This is a genomic window from Mycobacterium colombiense CECT 3035 (genome assembly GCF_002105755.1).
Classification (GTDB): domain Bacteria; phylum Actinomycetota; class Actinomycetes; order Mycobacteriales; family Mycobacteriaceae; genus Mycobacterium; species Mycobacterium colombiense.
Genome location: NZ_CP020821.1, coordinates 2,578,284 through 2,596,513, shown reverse-complemented (window position 1 = coordinate 2,596,513; position 18,230 = coordinate 2,578,284). Strand labels below are relative to the sequence as shown.

16 protein-coding genes and 1 pseudogene are annotated in these 18,230 nt (G+C 66.7%); 8 read left to right on the top strand and 9 right to left on the bottom strand.

What is annotated here, in order from left to right; all coding sequences use genetic code 11:
* Position 1: 1 nt before the first annotated feature.
* Positions 2 to 1,048 carry an acyl-CoA dehydrogenase family protein gene (locus B9D87_RS11840; RefSeq protein WP_007773978.1) on the top strand — a complete coding sequence of 349 codons (1,047 nt, stop codon included), beginning with the start codon at positions 2 to 4 and terminating at the stop codon, positions 1,046 to 1,048.
* Positions 1,049 to 2,248 carry an acyl-CoA dehydrogenase family protein gene (locus B9D87_RS11835; protein WP_007773979.1) on the top strand — a complete coding sequence of 400 codons (1,200 nt, stop codon included), beginning with the start codon at positions 1,049 to 1,051 and terminating at the stop codon, positions 2,246 to 2,248.
* Positions 2,249 to 2,275: 27 nt separating this feature from the next.
* Here B9D87_RS11835 and B9D87_RS11830 read toward each other — a convergent pair whose 3' ends face one another.
* The 3 genes from B9D87_RS11830 to B9D87_RS11820 are packed head-to-tail and all read right to left on the bottom strand — an operon-like array spanning position 2,276 to position 5,924.
* Positions 2,276 to 3,421 carry a thiolase family protein gene (locus B9D87_RS11830; protein WP_007773980.1) on the bottom strand — a complete coding sequence of 382 codons (1,146 nt, stop codon included), beginning with the start codon at positions 3,419 to 3,421 and terminating at the stop codon, positions 2,276 to 2,278.
* 57 nt (positions 3,422 to 3,478) lie between these two features.
* Positions 3,479 to 4,693: a CaiB/BaiF CoA transferase family protein gene (locus B9D87_RS11825; protein ID WP_007773981.1), complete on the bottom strand. Its 1,215-nt coding sequence runs from the start codon at positions 4,691 to 4,693 to the stop codon at positions 3,479 to 3,481.
* Positions 4,694 to 4,715: 22 nt separating this feature from the next.
* Positions 4,716 to 5,924, bottom strand: a complete 1,209-nt coding sequence (locus B9D87_RS11820; RefSeq protein ID WP_007773982.1) for a cytochrome P450 — start codon at positions 5,922 to 5,924, stop codon at positions 4,716 to 4,718.
* A 195-nt stretch (positions 5,925 to 6,119) separates the two neighbouring features.
* Between B9D87_RS11820 and B9D87_RS11815 the strand changes: the two genes are divergently transcribed.
* The gene (locus B9D87_RS11815) at positions 6,120 to 7,565 is read left to right on the top strand and encodes a coniferyl aldehyde dehydrogenase (protein WP_040631255.1); all 1,446 of its coding nucleotides are present in this window, start codon (positions 6,120 to 6,122) and stop codon (positions 7,563 to 7,565) included.
* Here B9D87_RS11815 and B9D87_RS11810 read toward each other — a convergent pair.
* The 5 genes from B9D87_RS11810 to B9D87_RS11790 all read right to left on the bottom strand — a co-directional run bounded on the left by B9D87_RS11810 (position 7,534) and on the right by B9D87_RS11790 (position 12,461).
* Positions 7,534 to 8,358 carry an SDR family NAD(P)-dependent oxidoreductase gene (locus B9D87_RS11810; protein ID WP_040631258.1) on the bottom strand — a complete coding sequence of 275 codons (825 nt, stop codon included), beginning with the start codon at positions 8,356 to 8,358 and terminating at the stop codon, positions 7,534 to 7,536. The genes B9D87_RS11815 and B9D87_RS11810 overlap by 32 nt on opposite strands.
* Before the next feature lie 191 nt (positions 8,359 to 8,549).
* Positions 8,550 to 10,202 (bottom strand): acyl-CoA synthetase, encoded by a 1,653-nt coding sequence (locus B9D87_RS11805; RefSeq protein WP_007773986.1) that lies wholly within the window; start codon positions 10,200 to 10,202, stop codon positions 8,550 to 8,552.
* 8 nt (positions 10,203 to 10,210) lie between these two features.
* Positions 10,211 to 10,831 carry a PaaI family thioesterase gene (locus tag B9D87_RS11800; RefSeq protein ID WP_007773987.1) on the bottom strand — a complete coding sequence of 207 codons (621 nt, stop codon included), beginning with the start codon at positions 10,829 to 10,831 and terminating at the stop codon, positions 10,211 to 10,213.
* On the bottom strand, positions 10,828 to 11,457 hold the full coding sequence (locus B9D87_RS11795; protein ID WP_007773989.1) for a cysteine hydrolase family protein: 630 nt from the start codon (positions 11,455 to 11,457) through the stop codon (positions 10,828 to 10,830). The genes B9D87_RS11800 and B9D87_RS11795 overlap by 4 nt, the downstream gene beginning before the upstream one ends.
* Complete coding sequence (locus B9D87_RS11790; protein WP_007773991.1) at positions 11,454 to 12,461, bottom strand: Rieske 2Fe-2S domain-containing protein; 1,008 nt, start codon at positions 12,459 to 12,461, stop codon at positions 11,454 to 11,456. Before B9D87_RS11790 ends, B9D87_RS11795 begins: the two co-directional genes overlap by 4 nt.
* Before the next feature lie 134 nt (positions 12,462 to 12,595).
* Between B9D87_RS11790 and B9D87_RS11785 the strand changes: the two are divergent.
* The 3 genes and pseudogenes from B9D87_RS11785 to B9D87_RS11775 form a co-directional block, all read left to right on the top strand.
* Positions 12,596 to 12,934: pseudogene (locus B9D87_RS11785) on the top strand (alpha/beta hydrolase); the annotation flags it as partial.
* On the top strand, positions 12,934 to 13,314 hold the full coding sequence (locus B9D87_RS11780) for a nuclear transport factor 2 family protein (protein ID WP_007773993.1): 381 nt from the start codon (positions 12,934 to 12,936) through the stop codon (positions 13,312 to 13,314). The pseudogene B9D87_RS11785 and the gene B9D87_RS11780, both read left to right, overlap by 1 nt.
* The gene (locus B9D87_RS11775; protein WP_007773995.1) at positions 13,311 to 14,354 is read left to right on the top strand and encodes a TIGR03857 family LLM class F420-dependent oxidoreductase; all 1,044 of its coding nucleotides are present in this window, start codon (positions 13,311 to 13,313) and stop codon (positions 14,352 to 14,354) included. Before B9D87_RS11780 ends, B9D87_RS11775 begins: the two co-directional genes overlap by 4 nt.
* Before the next feature lie 101 nt (positions 14,355 to 14,455).
* On the opposite strand, the gene B9D87_RS11770 is transcribed toward B9D87_RS11775, so the two are convergent.
* Positions 14,456 to 15,952 carry an acyl-CoA carboxylase subunit beta gene (locus tag B9D87_RS11770; RefSeq protein WP_007773997.1) on the bottom strand — a complete coding sequence of 499 codons (1,497 nt, stop codon included), beginning with the start codon at positions 15,950 to 15,952 and terminating at the stop codon, positions 14,456 to 14,458.
* Between the two features lie 158 nt (positions 15,953 to 16,110).
* Between B9D87_RS11770 and B9D87_RS11765 the strand changes: the two genes are divergently transcribed.
* Together B9D87_RS11765 and B9D87_RS11760 are read left to right on the top strand one after the other, a co-directional pair.
* Positions 16,111 to 17,331 carry a cytochrome P450 gene (locus B9D87_RS11765; RefSeq protein WP_040631205.1) on the top strand — a complete coding sequence of 407 codons (1,221 nt, stop codon included), beginning with the start codon at positions 16,111 to 16,113 and terminating at the stop codon, positions 17,329 to 17,331.
* A 55-nt stretch (positions 17,332 to 17,386) separates the two neighbouring features.
* Complete coding sequence (locus tag B9D87_RS11760; RefSeq protein ID WP_007774001.1) at positions 17,387 to 18,211, top strand: SDR family NAD(P)-dependent oxidoreductase; 825 nt, start codon at positions 17,387 to 17,389, stop codon at positions 18,209 to 18,211.
* The last annotated feature ends 19 nt before the right edge of the window (positions 18,212 to 18,230 follow it).

The window sequence follows — 18,230 nt, the reverse complement described above, 5'->3', positions numbered from 1 at the left end:
GATGGACCGCTATGAACTACGTAGGCTCGACTACAGCCTGACGTCGGATCACGAGGCGCTGCAGGCCGCCTACCGCGATTTCTTCAAGACGCACTGTTCGATCGAAACCGTGCGCGCCGCCGAGGAAACCGGCTTCGACAAGAACCTGTGGGAACGGTTGTGCGCCATGGGCGCAACGACCATGGCCGTCCCGGAATCCGCGGGCGGGGACGGTGCGACGCTGGTCGACCTGACCTTGGTGGCCGAGGAGATCGGCCGGTCGCTGGCGCCGGTCCCGTGGATCGACCAGGTCTGCACCGCACGGCTGCTGGCGCGGCTCGGCGCGGTCGAACCCGACGTCGTCCACGGCAAGCGACTCGCCGCGTTCGATCCCCAGCACGACTGCGTGTCCGGCACCCGGCTCCTGCCCACCGGGTCGATCGCCGACCAGATCATCGTTCGCGAGGGAGACGATGTGGTCGCACTGACCTTCGGGACCCGCCCGACCAAGGTGGACAACATCGGCCGGTTGCCGATGGCCTGGGTGGATCCTGCGACCGCCGACACCCGCACCGTGCTGGCCAGCGGATCCGACGCGCTGGCGGAATACCAACGGGCGCTGGACGAGTGGCGGGTGCTGAGCGCCTCGGCGCTGGTGGGGCTGGTCGAGGAGACCATGACCATCGCGGCCGAGTTCGCCAAGACCCGCTACACGCTGGGCGTGCCGATCTCGACGCTGCAGGGCATCTCTCACCCGCTGGCCAACATCGCGATCACCGTGCAGGGCGGCCGCAACCTGGCCCGGCGTGCGGCCTGGTTCCTGGACAACGAGCCGCAGGAGCGACCGGAGCTGGCGCCGTCGGCGTTCGTGTTCATGGCCGAAGAGGCGGCGAAAGCGGCCACCATGGCGGTACATATCCAAGGCGGACTTGGTGTTTCGGCGGAGGCCGCAGCGACCGCGTATCTGGTGCGTGCCCGCGGCTGGGCACTGGCCGGCGGCGATCCCGGCGCCAGTGCCAAGTACGTCGGCGAGCTGGTCGCCGCGCGCGAAAGTGGAAAGGGCGCCTAAGTGGATTTCTCACGGGTCACGCTGTCCGACGACGATCAGCGCTTTCTCACCGAAGCGCGCGACTTCCTGCGCACGCATGTGACGGAAGACGTCAAGCGCCGGGACCGGGAGACGGGTGACAACTTCGACGAAGGTGTGCACCTGGCGTTGGGCGCCGCCGGTTATCTTGAACGCGAATGGAAGTCGGAGGCCGACGGCGGCTTCAGCCGGGTGCGTCGCCGCATCTGGGAGCTGGAGAAGCGGCGCGCACACGTGCCCTGGGTGACCTGGGGCACCACCGCCATGGTGGCCCGTTCGGTCGCGAGATTCGGCTCCGCCGAGCTGCGCGACGAGGTGCTGCCGGGCGTCTTCAGCGGGCACGTCCGGCTGTGCCTGGGCTACACCGAACCCGAGGGCGGATCCGACATCGCCACCTGCAAGACGCGCGCGGTGCGGGAAGCGGATGGATCGAGCTGGGTGATCAACGGCTCCAAGATGTTCACCACCGGAGCCCACAATTGCCAGTACGTCTTCCTCATCACCAACACCGATCCGGACGCCCAGAAGCACAAGAGCCTGACCATGTTCCTGGTCCCGCTGAACTCCCCGGGCATCGAGATCCAGGGCATCCGCACCGTCGACGGTGACCGCACCAACATCGTCTACTACAGCGATGTGCGCGTCGACGACAAGTACCGCCTGGGCGACGTGAACGCGGGCTGGACGGTGCTGCGTGAACCCCTCAACACCGAGCACGGCGCGGTGGCGGCCGCCCCGGACGGGCTGCAGGACGTGTCGATCATGATGCACCAGGCCGGCTTCATGGCCGACGCCCTGGACAAGGCCGCGGCCAAAGTCGCGGAGCGGGATCCGAACGGGCGCAGGCTCATCGACGACTCCGCGGTGGCATATCGGTTGGGCCGCAGCGCCGCGCGGATGGAAGCGTCGCTGAGCGCGCCCAGCATCTTCGGGCGCGTCGCCCTGGCGCAGACCATGCGTGACATCTCCCCGGACCTGATGGACATCCTCGGCACAGCGGCCACGCTGCCGCTCGGCACCGACGGCGCCGCCGACAACGGGGCCGCGGAGTACGTGTACCGGTTCGCCCCGCTGGTCGGGATTTACGGCGGCACGCTCGAGGTATTCCGCAACATGATCGCGCAATACGTGCTGGGCCTGGGCAAGCCGGCCTACGCGCCGGTCGCGCGGAAAGCCTCCTAGCTCGCCCGGCGCTGGGGGAGTGTGTCGTCAGGTCGTCAGGATGGTCGCCGCGGCGGTGCCCGGCGCGCCGTACAGCTGGGTGAATCCCACCTTCGGGTTGCCGGGCACCTGTCGCTCGCCGGCTTCACCGCGCAGTTGACGCACGATTTCGTGGATCTGGCGCAGGCCGGAGGCGCCGATCGGCTCGCCGTTGGCGATCAGCCCGCCGTCGGTGTTGACCGGCATCGCGCCGTTGATCTCGGTGGCGCCGTCGGCGAGGAGCTTCTCCTGATCGCCGTGCTCGCAGAACCCGCACTCGGCCATATGGATGATTTCGGCCCCGGCATCGGTGTCCTGCAGCTGGATCACGTCGACATCGCCGGGCGCGATGCCGGCCTTCTCGAACGCGGTCCGGGCGGCGTAAACCGTTGGGGCCATGTCTTCTTCGACGGGCGCGCAGGTGGTGTTGACCTCGTAGGCCCCGTAGCGGCGGGTGCGCACCTCCACCGCGCGCAGATAGACGGGCTTGGAGGTGTAGCGGTGGGCGATGTCCGCTCGGCACATGACCACGGCGGCGGCGCCCTCGTCGGGCGCGCAGAACATGTATTGGGTCAGCGGGTAATTCAGCATGGCCGAGTTCAGGATGTCCTCTTCGGAGATCGGCTTGCGGCGAAATGCGTTGGGGTTGATCGTCCCGTTGCGGAAGTTCTTGGCGGCGACCTTGGCCAGGGTCTGCTGGGAGATGCCGTGATCGTGCAGGTAGCGGTTGGCTTTCATGCCGAAGAACTGGGTCGTCAGATACTGGCCGTTCTCCGCGTACCAGCGTGGCATGCCGACCAGCGCGGGGTCCTCGGTGAACGCGCCGCGCGGATGCTTGTCCAGGCCGATGGCGATCCCGATGTCGTAGTCGCCCAGGCGGATCCCGTCGGCGCACGCCTTGGCCGCGCTGGCCGCGGTCGCGCACGCGTTGAACACGTTGGTGAACGGGATGCCCGTCAGGCCGACCATGCCGACGATCGCGTCCGGGTTGGCCACCGTCCAGCTCCCGCCGGTGGCGAATTGGACGTCCCGCCAGGCGATACCGGCATCGGCGACCGCGGCGAGAATGGCGTCGACACCCATCTGCATCGCCGACTTGCCCTCGAAGCGCCCGAACGGGTGCAAACCCACGCCGATGATGGCGACGTCATTCATGGGTGCCGCTCCTCATCGCTTCGCTCTGCAGCGTCGCCGCGCGGCGGCTGTTGGAGGTCACGCAATGGCTCCTGCGTTCTTGAGTTCCTCGATGCGATCCCAGTCCATGCCGAGCTCCATCAGGACCAGCTCGGTGTGCTCGCTGGCCTGCGGCGCCCGCGTCGTCGTCAACGGCTCGTGGTTGAACTGGACGGGGCCGCGGACCACGCGGAACGGCTTGCCGCCACCCGCGAGCTCGACCTCGGCGATCATGTCGTTGGCGATGGCCTGCTCGTCGTCGACCAGGTCCAGGAGGCTCTGGAACGGCGCCCACTGACCCTTCATGGTCTTGAGGTGCTGTCGCCAATAGTCAAACGGCTTGCCGGCGAAGGCCTGTGAAATCAATTCGGCGGCGGCGTCGGCGTTCTGGATCAACGGGAGCACCTCGGAAAAACGCGGATCGTCGGCCGCCTCGGGAATGCCCAGGTGCTCGAACGTGTCGCGGATCAGGCCGGTAGGGCTGATGATGCACAGGTTGATCGTGCCACCGTCGGAGGTTTCGTAATTGCCCATGAACGGATTCACCGATGGAGCAAGCGAACCCGGCATGGGCGTGCGCATGACCTCGCCGGTCTCCATGCCCTGCGTCACGCTGGCACCCGCCGCCCACCAGGCCGTGCTCAGCAGCGACACGTCCAGCTCGACGGCTTCACCGGTGCGCTCGCGATGCAGCAGCGCTGCCGAGATGCCGCCGGCGATGAACATGCCGCCGATCGAATCGCCGAATGCGGGAATGCCTTGTCCCAGTGCACCGCCCAGTTCCTCGGGGGTCAGGGCATAGCCGATCCCGCTGCGCGTCCAGAACGCCGTCCCGTCATAGCCGCCGGTGTCGCGTTCGGCGCCTTTGTCGCCGTAGGCCGAGCCGCGGGCGTACACGATGTTCGGGTTCACCGCGCGAATGTGCTCCACGTCGAACCTGTGCTTCTGGCGCTGGGCGGGCATGTAGTTGGTGAGGAACACGTCCGCGGTCTTGGCCAGCTCGTAGATCACTTCCTGACCGCCCGGGGTGGAGACGTCGATCCCGACGCTGCGCTTGCCGCGGTTGGGATGTTCCATCAGGGGGTGGCGTTCCGGATCTATTTGAATGCCACCCATATTCAGGAAGCCGCGCTGGGTATCGCCGCGCGCCGGATGTTCGACTTTGATGACGTCCGCTCCCCAGTCGGCCAGGATGGCTCCCGCCGCCGGAACGAAGGTGAACTGCGCAAGCTCCAGGACCCGAAAGCCCGTCATGACTTTGGTCATTTGTCGGACCCTACTTCGCGTCGAACGTCACCGGAAGCACATTCGGTGACCGGAAGGGCTGACCGTGGATATGCGGGTCATCGTCGCTCAGCAAGGTGACGTTGGTCAGCCGGTTCAGCAGGCATTCCATCGCGACCCGCGTTTCCAGGCGCGCCAGATGCAGGCCCAGGCAGGTGTGCTCACCGGCGGCGAACGAGATGTGTGGCACGTGCTTGCGGAAGATGTCGAACTCTTCGGAGCGTTCCCAGCGCCGTTCGTCACGGTTGGCCGAACCGATGCACACTCCGATCACCGAACGGGTCGGAATCTTGACACCTTCCACCTCGGTGTCTTCGGTCGTGAAGCGTTGCACGACGGTCAGCGGCGTCTCGTAACGCAGCCCCTCCTCGATGGCCGGCGCCAGCAACTCGCGGTCGGCTTGCACCGCGGCGAACTGCTCGGGATGGGTGAGTAACAGATACAGGAGGTTCCCCGACGAGCGGTAGGTGGTCTCCAGGCCGGCGGGCAGCAGTAGCCGCAGGAACGAGTAAATGGCTTCGTCGCTGAGCTTTTCGCCGTCGATCTCCGCGCTGACCAGGTCGCCGATGATGTCCTCGGTGGGCTTGGACCTGCGCTGCTCGATCTGTGCGAGGAAGTAGTCCTTGAGTGCGGCCGACGCCTCGAAGGCGGCTTCGTAATTGACGTGGTAACTGATCAATTGGACGGCGCGCTTGCGGAACTTCGGCAGGTCGTCGGCCGGCAGTCCCAGCAGCTCGGCGATGACGCGGGTGGGGAATTCGAAGGTGAAGTTCCGGATCAGGTCGGCCCGACCGGCCTCGATGAACTCGTCGATCAGGCCGTTGCAGATCGGCCGCACGATGGTGGGCTCCCAGCGCGCCAGCGCCTTGGACTTGAATGCCGCGGAGACCAGGTTGCGGTGGTCGCGGTGCTTCTTGCCCTCCATGGCCAGAATCGTCGGCCCCATGAACAGGCCGATGGTCTTGTCGTACGGCTTGGAACTGAACACCCGGCCGTCCCGGAACACCGTGTTGACCGCGTTGAACGACATCGCCGAGTACTCCTGCTTGGGCAGCAGGGACTCCGGCGTCTTGGAGTAGTTCATCACCGTGCCGGCGAACACGCCGGCCTCCCGCCGCTTGCGGCCAAAGAACGGGTAGGGGTCACGCAGGCTGACGGTCTCGTCGCCGGCACCGGCCGCGGTGTGAACGTTGGTCGTCACCTGAACTCCAGCATCTTGATCTCAGCACGATCGGACACTTGCTTCGTAAGATCGTACTGTAATTATTACAGTAGGCAATATGGGCATGACCATGCGAGGTCGCTCGCCGGTCCACACACCGAAAGGTGATTCATGAGCACACTCGACGAACGTGGTCACGGCACAGTCGAACAGCCGGACGCCGCCCTGGCCGCGGTGCTGGACCGGCAGCGGCGAGCATTCATGAATGAGGGCCCGCCCAGCCTGGCGATGCGGCACAATCGCATCGACCGGTTGATGGCCCTGGTCCTCGACAACACCGACGCGTTCGTGGACGCCATGGCCGCCGACTTCGGCACCCGCTCCAGGGCTGCAACGTTGTTCACCGAGGTCATCGGCATGATCTCGGTCATCGAGCACACCAGATCCCATGTGGCTCAGTGGATGCGGCCAACCAAGCTGATGCGGGCGGCGCGGCTGTGTGGACTGCGCGCCGAGGTCCAGCCCTCGCCACTCGGAGTGATCGGGATCATCGGACCGTGGAACTTTCCGCTCAACCTCGTGGTGCTGCCCGCAGCGACCGCGTTCGCGGCCGGCAACCGCGCGATGGTCAAGATGTCGGAGGTCACCGCGCACACCGCCGACCTGATGGCGTCGCTGGCACCGGAGTACTTCGAGTCCGACGAGCTGCACGTCGTCACCGGCGGTCCCGACGTGGCGGCCGCCTTCGCCGCCCTGCCCTTCGACCATCTGTTCTTCACCGGCTCACCGTCGGTCGGAGCTTTGGTGCAACGCTCGGCGGCGCTGAATCTGGTCCCGGTAACGTTGGAACTCGGCGGGAAGAATCCCGTCGTCGTGGCCCCGAGCGCCGACATCCGCCGCTCGGCGGCGCGGATCGCCCAGGCTCGCATGGTCAACGGCGGACAGGTCTGCGTGTGCCCCGACTATGTGTTCGTGCCCGAGGCGCGGCTGGACACGTTCGTCGACAACGCCCGACGCACCCTGCGCGACATGTTTCCCGAGATCGTGTCCAACAAGGACTACTGTTCGAGCGTCAATCACGCGAATTTCGACCGGGTCATCGGGCTGATCGAGGATGCGCGCGACAAGGGCGCGACTGTGGAAACCATTGCCCCGGAGGGGGAGTCGCTGCCGGACCGCGCCTCGCGCAAGATCGCGCCCACCATTGTCCGTGACATCGACGAACGCATGAGGATCGCGGGCGAGGAGGTCTTCGGCCCGGTTCTGGTGGTGCGGGGGTATTCCAGACTGACGGAGGCGATCGACTACATCAATCAGCGGCCGGCCCCGCTGGTGGCTTACTGGTACGGGGCCGACGACGCCGATTTCCGCGACTTCGTGCGCAACACCCGCAGTGGCGGCGTGGCCCGCAACGACTTTGCCGCACAGATGATTCCGTCGGCGGCGCCGTTCGGGGGAGTGGGCCGCAGCGGGATGGGCGCCTACCACGGCAAGGCCGGTTTCGACACGTTCAGCCATCACCGGACAGTGGTGGGCAACGACCTGCCCTTCAGCATCACCGGAAGCGCCGCTCCGCCGTTCGGGAAGTCGATGCGAATGTACGCCGACGTCATGATGCGAATAACGAAGGCCCGCAACCGCCGCCGGCTCAGCGCGAGTCGGTCAGTCTCCCGGCCCTAGCCAACAGACCCGCGTAGCCCGCGCCGAGCAGGCGCGGCATCGCGGCCATCACGCGGCCGTCGGCCCCGATAAGGATGCGGGCGCGGTTCCGCTCGGCCCCGCGCAGAATCAGCCGGGCGGCCTTGGTGGCGGACGTCAGGGCCGCGCGATCGAACATCTTGGTCGCCATCTCGGGATCCTCGTTGTCCGCCGTGCGCATGTTCGCCCCGAAGTTGGTGCGCACGACACCGGGATGCACGCAGTGCACGGTCACCGGACGGCGTTCCATGATCATCTCCTGACGCAGCGCCTCGGTGAGGCCGCGCACCGCGAACTTGGACATGCTGTAGGCGCCTTGGTAGGGAACCGCGATCAGCCCGAACGCGCTGGACAGGTTGATCAACCGGGCGGGCCGTCCCGTCGTACCCGCCTCGATGAGTTGTGGCAGAAAGGCTTTGGTTCCGTTGACGACGCCGCCGACGTTGATCTCCATCAGCCAGTCGAAGTCCTTCCAGGACATGTCCGCCACGCCGGCGAACAGGTCGACTCCGGCGTTGTTGAACACCAGGGAGGCGGGCCCGTGCTGCTCGCGCACCTCGTCGGCGAAACCCAGCACAGCGTCGCGGTCGGCGACGTCCACCCGGTACGGCGTGACCTGCCCGGGCGGACACGCGGCCTGGGTTTCGGCCAGGCCGGCCGGGTCGATGTCGGATGCGGCGACGTGCGCCCCATCCCGAGTAAGCGCCTGGGTCAGGGCGCGGCCGATGCCGGAACCGGCGCCCGTGACCACAGCGACGCGACCTTGGTACCTCATGAGCTCCTCACGCATCCACTCCTGACTCGGCGACGATCCCGGACGAACAAGAACAGGTGCTCGAAGGCCACTGCGCCTAATGGCAGCGGCACGCACATCCGGACCGTTTCGGTGAGACGCGCCAGCGTCTCGTCCTTTTGCGGCAACGACATGCCCTTCGCCTTCCCGCGGCGGGCTGCCGGGTCAACCGGTCAGCCACTCACCGCCTGCTCGCGCGCCCACCGGTAGTCGGCCTTACCCGACGGGCTGCGCTCGATGACCGAACGGAACACGATCGCTTTGGGGAGTTTGTAGCGCGCCAGCGTCCGCGCAGCGTGCGACACCAGTTCGTTTGGCTGGGCGCTGGCTCCCGGTGCGAGCGCCACCACCGCAACGACCTCCTGGCCCCACCGCTCGCTCGGCCGGCCGGCGACCACCACGTCGGCCACCGCGGGATGTGACGCGATGGCCGTCTCGACCTCCTCGACGAAGATCTTCTCGCCACCGGAGTTGATGGTCACCGAATCCCGGCCCAGCAGTTCGATGGAGCCGTCGGTGCCATGGCGCGCGCGATCACCGGGGATGGCGTACCGGACGCCGTCGATCACCGGAAATGTCTTGGCCGTCTTGGCCGCATCGCCCTTGTATCCGAGCGGAACGTAGCCGCGCTGCGCCAGCCAGCCCATCCCGTCGTGGCCGGGTTGCAGGATTGCCGTCAGATCCTCGGCGGCCACGAAGGTGTCCGGCCCGGCGTTGAACGTGCCGGTGGCCACAGCTCCCGACGTCGACATGTGATGCATCTGGGCCCCGGTCTCCGACGAGCCGACGCCGTCGATGACGACGGCGTTCGGCAGCGTTTCGATCAGGCGTTGCTTGACGTACGGGGTCAGCAGCGCACCGCCGTTGGCGACGACCGCGAGCGACGACACGTCGGCGATCCCCTGCTCGATCGCGGCGACGAGGGGACGCGCCATCGCGTCCCCGACCACGGTGACCACCATGACCTTCTCCCGCTCGATGGTGCGCACCACGTCCTCGGCGTCCAGGTGATCGACGACGGTGGGAAAGACGACGGACTGCCCCGTGGTGATCGCGGTCATCACGCTCCACTGGGCGGCGCCATGGATCAGCGGCGGCAGGATCATCAGTTTGGTGCCCGGGCCCGACGCGGCGCGTTCGACGATCTCGTCGAGCGACGTCGATGGCTCGCCGGTCATCAGGTTCCGGCCACCGAAGGACGTCATGAAAATGTCGTGCTGGCGCCACAACACGCCCTTCGGCATGCCCGTCGTACCACCGGTGTACAGCACATAGAGGTCGTCGGGGGAGTGCTGCACCGGCGGCGGCTCGGGGGACACCGACGCCAGGGCGGCCTCGTAATCGACTGCGCCGTCGAGCAAGTCGTTGCCGGAGTCGTCGGCGATCTGGATCAGCACGCGCAGCTGTGGCAGATCCGGCAGGATCTCGGCCACCCGCGGCGCGAACTCGGCGTGGTAGAGCAGCGCGGTCGCCCCGGAATCGGCCAGCAGGTATTGCAGCTCGCTCTTGACGTAACGGAAGTTGACGTTGAACGGCGCGACCCGTGCCTCGAAGCTGCCCAGCAACGCCTCGACGAATTCGTTCCCGTTGTAGGCGTACAGGCCCAGCAGGTCTTGGCCCACCTCGTGGCCGCCCAGCGCCGAGCGCTCGGTGTGGCAGCCCAATCCCTGCGCGTGCAGGTACGCGGCCAGCCGGTTGGAGCGCTCGATCACCTGCCGGTAGGTGTAGCGCCGGTCGCCCTGGACGATCAGCTCGCGATCGGGGATCGCGGCGGCGACGGCCTTCGCGACGGCCGGAACCGTGAATGTTGTTGTGGTGTCGGACATTGTGCCTCTCACGGCTGGTGGGGTAACAAACGAACCATCAGGCCGTTGGCCTCGCTGAGCAAGGTTCCATCGGCGGCTATCATAGTAGCGTCAATGAAAACCTTCCTGCCGTCGATGTTGGTGATGCGGCCGTGCGCCGTGAGTGGTTGGTCGATGGGGGTGATGCTGCGGAAATCGACGTGCAGGTACGCCGTGCGCGTCGGCCGGATGTCCGCGGTGGTCACGACCATGCCGAACAGCCAGTCGTAGAACAGCGGGATTATGCCGCCGTGCACGGCCCGGTTCCCCCCGATGTGGGCGGTGCTGAAATGACCGGCCATCCGCACGCCGTCGGGCCCGGACTCCGTCACCATCCAGGGCGGTATCAGTGGATGGGCCAACCCCGGCAGGCTCAGCACCCTGCCGGCCACCGCCTCGGTCTCCGGGACCTGGTGGCCCTCGAGCAACGCGCAGGCGTTCTCCAGGTGCGCGGTCGCGGCCTCCCACGCCGCGGGGTCGGGTTTGGTGGACACGGTCAGGTCCTGCAGGCGGCGCAGCGCGGCGACGAACGGGCCCAGCTCCGTGGGCGCGTCCTCGACGGGCCTGACGTCGGGGAATCCGCCTCGAACTTCCGGCGCGGTTTCGGTCATCGCAGTCCTTCGTCCCAGGCCCGGAGCAGGTCGTCGGTGCTGGTGATCGTGGCCAGCAGCGACAGGGTGTTGGCGATCATCGCTGCACCATAGTCGGCGGGTACGCCGGCCACCGCGTCGTGGGGGAGCACCACCCGGTAGCCGGCGTTGACGGCGTCCATGACGAGGTTGGGTATCGCAATGTTCAGCGAAACACCCACCACGACAATGGTCGACACTTCGAGATTGCGCAGCATCGCGTCCAGGTCCGTGCCGCCCATCGGGCCCACGCCGTGCCACCGGCGCAGCACCAAATCCGAAGGCTCCGGCCCTAATTCGGGCAGCAGCTCGGCACCGGGTGTGCCGGGTGTGATATCGACCTTGCCGGCACCGCCCATCGCGAAGATCTTGGCGTTGTGGTTGGACCCGAGCCCGTCGGGGCGCCGCTGCACCAGGCAGTGCACGACCCGCACCCCGGCCGCCCGGGCCGCGGGCAGCAGGCGAGCGATGTTGGGCAGCGCCTCGCGGCGCGCCTCCTCGGCGAGCATCGCCAGTCCCGCGTCGGGCCCCATCACCGCGCCCTGGCATTCCTGGGTGACGATCGCGGTGCGCTCGGGTGCGGCCAGTGCGGTCAGCCGGTCCGTCATGTGGGGGCTCCCACCGGCGCGACGTCATAGAACTGCGCCGCCCACTTGCGCAGCGCCATATAGCCTTTCGCGTCGGTTTTCGACAACGCCGGGTGTTCCACATACTTCTGGTAGCGCCAGATCTGCAGATCGTCGAACACGGTGGACAGGAATTGTTTCTCGATGACGTCGCGCAGTTTGCCTTCGGGAACGTCGGCGGTGTCGCCGGGGAGCCGCGGCCACCAGATCGAATAGAACAGGTCCGAGCATTCGTCGTCGACCGGTGTGCAGGTGAAGATCAGCCGATGATTCTGCGCGCCCTCGAAGACGCTGATCGCCCCGCCGAGGCCGAACAGGTGGCTGTGGAACCGCAACGCGAGATCCTCGGGGTTGTCGCTGCGCGCGTCCGGCCAGCCCGCGACGAACTGCCATTCGTGGTCGACGATCTTCCACTCCAGCACCCTCGGCGTCACGGTGGCGTGGTGCACGTACTCGAAATGCGCGCTGTCGGGGGCGTTCTCGGCGACGATCTGCGGATGCACCGGTTCGCGCTCCGCTCGCCTCGAGAACTCCGGGTACGCCCGGTAATACGCCGCCGGGTCCGTCTCGAACTGCGGGAACTTTCCGAAGATGTCCGGCATCTGCCACTGCGGCTCCTTGCCGTCCGGGTGATGCCAGACGAAGACGCAGTCATACTGCTCCTGGACGGGATACACCTTCAGGCGTAGCCCTCGGTTGGGCCGGTCCGGCTGGTAGGGGATGTACCGGTTGGTGCCGTCCGGACCCCAGCGCCAGCCATGGAAGGGGCACTCGACGCAGTCGCCGACCACCTTGCCGCCGTGACCGATGTGCGCGCCCAGGTGTTTGCAATGTGCTTCCAAGACGTGCAGCTCACCCCGCTCATCCCGGTAGGCCACCAGGTCCTCACCGAAGTACTGCAGCGGCCGGACCTCGCCGACGGGAAACTCTGGAGACCAGCCGACCATGAACCAGCCGGTGACTTTCCAGGTGAATGGGACTTTCACGCCGGTGCCTCCCGCGATCGTTGATACTAAATCCATTACAGTATAGATTTCAGCAGTCCGGCCCGCGCGCGGCAAGGGAGTGACATGACGACAGCGGCTGACGAGCTGGAAGCCATCCGACAGCTCAAGGCGCGCTCAACGCGATCATCGCGCGACACCTGCAGAGGTGGGGCTCGTCGCGCGAAGGATTCCGCGAGTTGCTGGAATCGCCCGCGGTGACCCAGCTGACCTCGGTGATCGATCCGCTGTCGGTCGTTCCGTCTCCGCCACCGGACCGCCGGCTGATGGTCGGCGCCTGGCACGACCGGATGGCGATGCGCGAGCCCGCCGATGCGTTGCAGGAACGCTGGGGCGGCCAACTGTACTGGTACGACGGCAGCCACGTCGGCCACATCTTCTCGCGGCGCGTGCAGCGCATCACCGACCGATTCCTGCGCGACGTGATCGCGCGAAAAGCAGTGGTGCCCGACTGATGGCACCCACGTGGACCGCGCGAACCGTGGTCGAGCTCTACAACCTCGTCGTGTGGAACGAACGCAATATCGACCTGGCCGACGAGCTCTTGGGCGACACGGTGATTCGGCACGAGGTCGGTGGGGTGCGCACGTTGACCCACGCGGAAGCCGTGCAGCGGGTGGTGGACATGTGGGAGCTGGCGGAGTCGTTGCACTTCGACCTCAACGTCGTCATCGAGGGCGACGACGGCGAGCACGTGGCGATCGTCTACGACTCGACGATCACCAGCAAGGACGGCGCCGAGACCAACATCGCCAGCATCGAGGTGTTCCGCGTGGTCGATGGCAAGATAACCGAGGTTTGGAACGGCGGCTACCAGCAAGGGGTTTGGAATTGAGTGACCGATCGCTTGACGAGTTGGGTTTCTACCTGCTGGCCGGGGCCGGCGGCGAGGGCCCGGCGACATTGATGGATGAGGCCCGCCGCGGCGAGGAACTCGGCTTCGGCACCGGCTTCATCTCCGAGCGGTGGAACGTCAAAGAGGCGTCGTCTCTGGTCGGGGCGGCATGCGCGGTGACCAACCGGATGCAAATCGCCACGGCCGCAACCAATCACAACACCCGCCATCCGCTGATCACCGGGTCGTGGGCGACCACGATGCATCGCCTGTCCGGCGGCCGGTTCACTCTCGGTATCGGCCGGGGCATCGCCGCGATCTACGGGGCTTTCGGCATCCCGGCGGTGACGACGGCGCAGATGGAGGACTGGGCCCAGGTGATGCGCCGGCTGTGGCACGGCGAGCTGATCTTCAACCACGACGGCCCGATGGGCACGTACCCGATCCTGTTCTTGGACCCCGACTTCAATGAGGACATTCGGCTGGCGCTGGTGGCCTTCGGGCCCAACACGCTCGCGCTCGGCGGGCGCGCGTTCGACGACGTCATCCTGCACACGTATTTCACGCCGGAGACGTTGCAGCGCAGCGTCAACACCGTGAAGTCCGCGGCGGAGAAGGCCGGCCGCGACCCGGACAGCGTCCGGGTGTGGTCGTGCTTCGCCACCGTCGGCGACCACCTGCCCGAAGAACTGCGGCTGAAGAAGACCGTGGCGCGCCTGGCCACCTATCTGCAGGGTTACGGCGATCTGTTGGTCACGACCAACGACTGGGATCCCGCTGTGCTGCAGCGGTTCCGCGAAGATCCGGTGGTCACCTCGATCGCCGGCGGGATCGATCACAAGGGCACGGCCGAGCAGATCGAGCACATCGCGACGCTGATTCCCGACGAATGGCTGGAGCCCTCGGCCACCGGGTCGGCGCAGCAGTGTGTGGATCGCATCCGCAAGGAATTCGACTACGGGGCCGACGCGGTCATCATGCACGGAGCCACCCCCGACGAGCTCGAGCCGGTCGTCGCTGCTTACCGCGCGGGGGATTAGGAGATTTGCCCGCCTCGTAGCGACAACTCATCGTCGCGGCGACGCCACACGGAGATTGTCGCTACGAGGCGGGCAAAACCTGGCATGCCTGCGCGCGCCACTCACGGCATGATGACGGCCCGGGTGACCGGTTCGGCGGCGGCCTGCCTGCTGGACAGGCCGCGCTTCAAGGACGCGAGCAGGACGTCACGCGTCTCACGGGGATCGATGAGTTCGTCGAAGCCCATGTGTTCGGCAGACCGATAGGACGCCTGCAACTCGGCCTCGCGCAACTTCGCGGTGACGTCCTCGCCGGCGTGTGTCGCCCGGCCCAGCGCGGCCGCGCTCATGGCGCCCATCGTCGCGCCCGGGTAGGCGAAGGTCGCGGACTGGCTGTCGAAACCCAGCAGGGACATGACCATCGAGCCGAACCCGTACGCCTTGCGCAGCGTCACATGCAACTTCACCGTGGTGGCCGCGGTTTGCGCGGCGAACATCCGCGCGCCGGCGCGCAGCACGCCGCTGCGCTCGGAGCGGCTGCCGGGCAGCATGCCGGGATTGTCGGCGAGGAAGACGATGGGCAGGTGGAACGAGTCGGCCACCATGATGAAGTGCGCCGCCTTGTCGGCGGCCGCGGCGTCGATGGAGCCGGCGAGCACCTGGGGCTGGTTGGCCACCACCGCGACCGGGTGACCGCCGAGGTGGGCCAGCGCGCAGATGATCGCCTTGCCGTACTGCGGCTGGACTTCGAACCAGTCGGGCCGGTCGAAGACCACGTCGAGCACCGCGCGCATGTCGTAAACGCGGCGGTTGTCCCGCGACACGATGTCGAGCAGCTCCGGCGTGGCACGTGGCTCACTGTCCTCGTCCTGCGGCAACGATGGCGGGTAGGACCAGGCGCTCGACGGAAAGTAGGACAGGTAGCGCCGGATATCGTCGAGCACCGTTTCGTCGTCTTCGGCGACGTTGTGGATCACCCCGCTGGGCAGAGCGACATCCGGTCCACCGAGGTCTTCCTTCGAAATGTCTTCTCCGGTGGACTCTTTGACGACGGGCGGCCCGGCGGTGAAAATCGCGCCCTGCCTGCTCATGATCCGGAAGTCGCAGACCGGGGCCACCAGCGCGCCGTGTCCGGCCGACGGGCCGAGCACCGCGCCGACGGTCGGGACGCGGCCCGAGCACTGCGCCTGGGCCAGCAGGTCGGTGGGGGTGCGGCCGTAGTGCCCGCCGCCGGGACGAAAGCCGGCGCCTTCGAGCAGCATCAGCAGCGGGACCTTGTCCCGCAGTGCCAGTTCGGCGATCCGGTACCGCTTCGAGTTGCCGCCGGGTCCGATGCTGCCCGCCATGGTGGTGAAGTCCTCGGCACCCAGCATCACCGGTGAACCGTTGATCTCGCCGGAGCCGACGATCAGGCCGTCGGCCGCGATCTCGCCGCCGACCAGGGTGCCGAGTTCGCGGAAGCTGCCCGGATCGAGGAGGTACTCGATGCGTGCGCGGGCGTCGAGCTTGCCCTTGTTGTGGTGCTTGTCGAGTCGCTCCGGCCCGCCCATTGCCCGTGCGTGCTGACGGCGCCGCTCGAGATCGTTGAGCGTTTCTCCCCAGTCCTGGGCTTTCGCCATGCCTATGTCCTACCTCATACGGATTCGTCGCGCGAGCAGATTTGCAGGGTCACATACTGGATTGCTTACTGTAAAGTTACCCGCATGTCCGACGCCGCCTGCCTGGAGGTCGGCGGGGCGTCCCAAATCGAGGAGTCTCAGCAGTGAGCGCAACGACGATGGACGAGGCCGCGAAGCTCTTGGCGGACCCGTTGGCGTACACCGACGAGCGGCGGCTGCATGCGGCGCTGACGCACCTGCGCGCCAATGCCCCGGTGTCCTGGGTGGAGGTCCCGAACTACCGGCCGTTCTGGGCGATCACCAGACATGTCGACATCATGGATATCGAACGCGAAAACATGCTCTTCACCAACTGGCCCCGGCCCGTGCTGACGACCGCCGAAGGTGACGAGATGCAGGCGGCCGCCGGTGTGCGCACGCTGATCCATCTGGACGACCCACAGCACCGGGTGGTGCGCGCCATCGGCTCAGACTGGTTTCGTCCAAAGGCGATGCGGGCGTTGAAGGTCCGGGTCGACGAGCTGGCCAAGATCTACGTCGACAAGATGATGGCGGCCGGGCCCGAATGTGACTTCGTCCAGGAGGTCGCGGTCAATTATCCGCTCTACGTCATCATGTCGCTGCTCGGACTGCCCGAGGCCGATTTCCCGAGGATGCTCAAGCTGACCCAGGAGTTGTTCGGCAGCGACGACTCCGAATTCAAACGGGGTAGCACGAACGAGGATCAGTTGCCGGCACTGTTCGACATGTTCCAGTACTTCAACGGTGTGACGGCGTCTCGCCGCGAGCACCCGACCGAGGATCTCGCCTCCGCGATCGCCAACGCCCGCGTCGACGGCGAACCGCTGTCGGACATCGACACCGTGTCCTACTACCTGATCGTGGCCACCGCCGGTCATGACACCACCAGCGCAACCATTTCTGGTGGGCTGCAAGCTCTCATCGAGAATCCGGACCAGCTCGAGCGGCTGCGGGGCAATCTCGACCTGATGCCGTTGGCCACCGAGGAGATGATCCGCTGGGTCACTCCGGTCAAGGAATTCATGCGCACCGCCAACGCGGACACCACCGTACGCGGAGTGCCGATCGCCGCGGGCGATTCCGTGCTGCTGTCCTACGTCTCCGCCAATCGCGACGAGGACGTGTTCACCGACCCGTTCCGATTCGATGTCGGGCGCGACCCCAACAAGCACCTGGCCTTCGGCTACGGCGTGCACTTCTGCATGGGCGCCGCCCTGGCCCGCATGGAGGTCAACAGCTTCTTCTCCGAGCTGCTGCCCAGGCTGAAATCCATTGAGCTGACCGGTGATCCGGAGCTGGTCGCCACCACGTTCGTGGGCGGCCTCAAGCACCTGCCGGTGCGGTACTCGCTGACCTGACTGCGGCCGCCTCATCGAGCGGGGCCCTCGCTACACTCCCCGTGGAGGTCTCGCAATGACGCGCAGGACGATCGTCATCACGGGTGCCAGCGACGGCATCGGCGCGGCTGCGGCGCGTCGCCTCGGCCGCACCGGCGACCAGATCGTCGTGGTGGGCCGCTCCCACACCAAGACCGCCGCGGTGGCCGCCGAATTGGACGCGGACTACTTCGTCGTCGATTACGCCGACCTGTCCCAGGTGCGGGCGCTGGCGGACAAGATTCGTTCGCAGTACCCGCGCATCGACGTGTTACTCAACAATGCGGGCAGGATGGCCAGCAAGATCGAGCTGACCCCCGACGGCTACGAACGCACCTATCAGGTCAACTACCTGGCACCGTTCCTGTTGACCACCCGATTGCTGGATGTCCTGCTGGAGTCAGGCGCCACGATCGTCAACACCACCAGCTCGTCGCACAAGCTGATCTTCCGGGCCACCGTCGACGACCTGGAGAACACCGCGATCCGCCGGCCCGCCGCCGCCTACGCGTTCTCGAAGCTGTCAATCATGTTGTTCACCAAGGAATTACACCGGCGCTACCGTGCCGACGGCCTCTCCGTCGCGGCCGTGCATCCCGGCAACGTCAACTCCAACATCGGTGTCGCGTCGGGTTCGCGATTTCTGGTCTTCATGCAGCGGTACACCCCGGCGGTGCTGTTCATCTCTACCCCGGACCAGGGCGCCGACCAGTTGGTGCGGCTGGCGTCGAGCACACCCGTTGTGGAGTGGACGCCCGGCGCGTACTACGCCAAGCGCAAGATCGCCAAAACCAGTCGCCTGGCCCAGAACCCGCGATTGGCCGCCGAACTGTGGGAGCGCACCGCCTCCAGGCTCGGCTGACGGCTCCCGCCCGGGTGAT

What these genes read in the sequence shown, in the direction of transcription:
- B9D87_RS11780 (WP_007773993.1), top strand. Translation starts at nt 12,934, where the DNA reads ATGGCACCCACGTGGACCGCGCGAACCGTGGTCGAGCTCTACAACCTC.
- B9D87_RS11810 (WP_040631258.1), bottom strand. Translation starts at nt 8,358, where the DNA reads ATGAGGTACCAAGGTCGCGTCGCTGTGGTCACGGGCGCCGGTTCCGGC.
- B9D87_RS11760 (WP_007774001.1), top strand. Translation starts at nt 17,387, where the DNA reads ATGACGCGCAGGACGATCGTCATCACGGGTGCCAGCGACGGCATCGGC.
- B9D87_RS11825 (WP_007773981.1), bottom strand. Translation starts at nt 4,693, where the DNA reads ATGACGGGCTTTCGGGTCCTGGAGCTTGCGCAGTTCACCTTCGTTCCG.
- B9D87_RS11800 (WP_007773987.1), bottom strand. Translation starts at nt 10,831, where the DNA reads ATGACCGAAACCGCGCCGGAAGTTCGAGGCGGATTCCCCGACGTCAGG.
- B9D87_RS11770 (WP_007773997.1), bottom strand. Translation starts at nt 15,952, where the DNA reads ATGGCGAAAGCCCAGGACTGGGGAGAAACGCTCAACGATCTCGAGCGG.
- B9D87_RS11840 (WP_007773978.1), top strand. Translation starts at nt 2, where the DNA reads ATGGACCGCTATGAACTACGTAGGCTCGACTACAGCCTGACGTCGGAT.
- B9D87_RS11830 (WP_007773980.1), bottom strand. Translation starts at nt 3,421, where the DNA reads ATGAATGACGTCGCCATCATCGGCGTGGGTTTGCACCCGTTCGGGCGC.
- B9D87_RS11795 (WP_007773989.1), bottom strand. Translation starts at nt 11,457, where the DNA reads ATGACGGACCGGCTGACCGCACTGGCCGCACCCGAGCGCACCGCGATC.
- B9D87_RS11765 (WP_040631205.1), top strand. Translation starts at nt 16,111, where the DNA reads ATGGACGAGGCCGCGAAGCTCTTGGCGGACCCGTTGGCGTACACCGAC.
- B9D87_RS11805 (WP_007773986.1), bottom strand. Translation starts at nt 10,202, where the DNA reads ATGTCCGACACCACAACAACATTCACGGTTCCGGCCGTCGCGAAGGCC.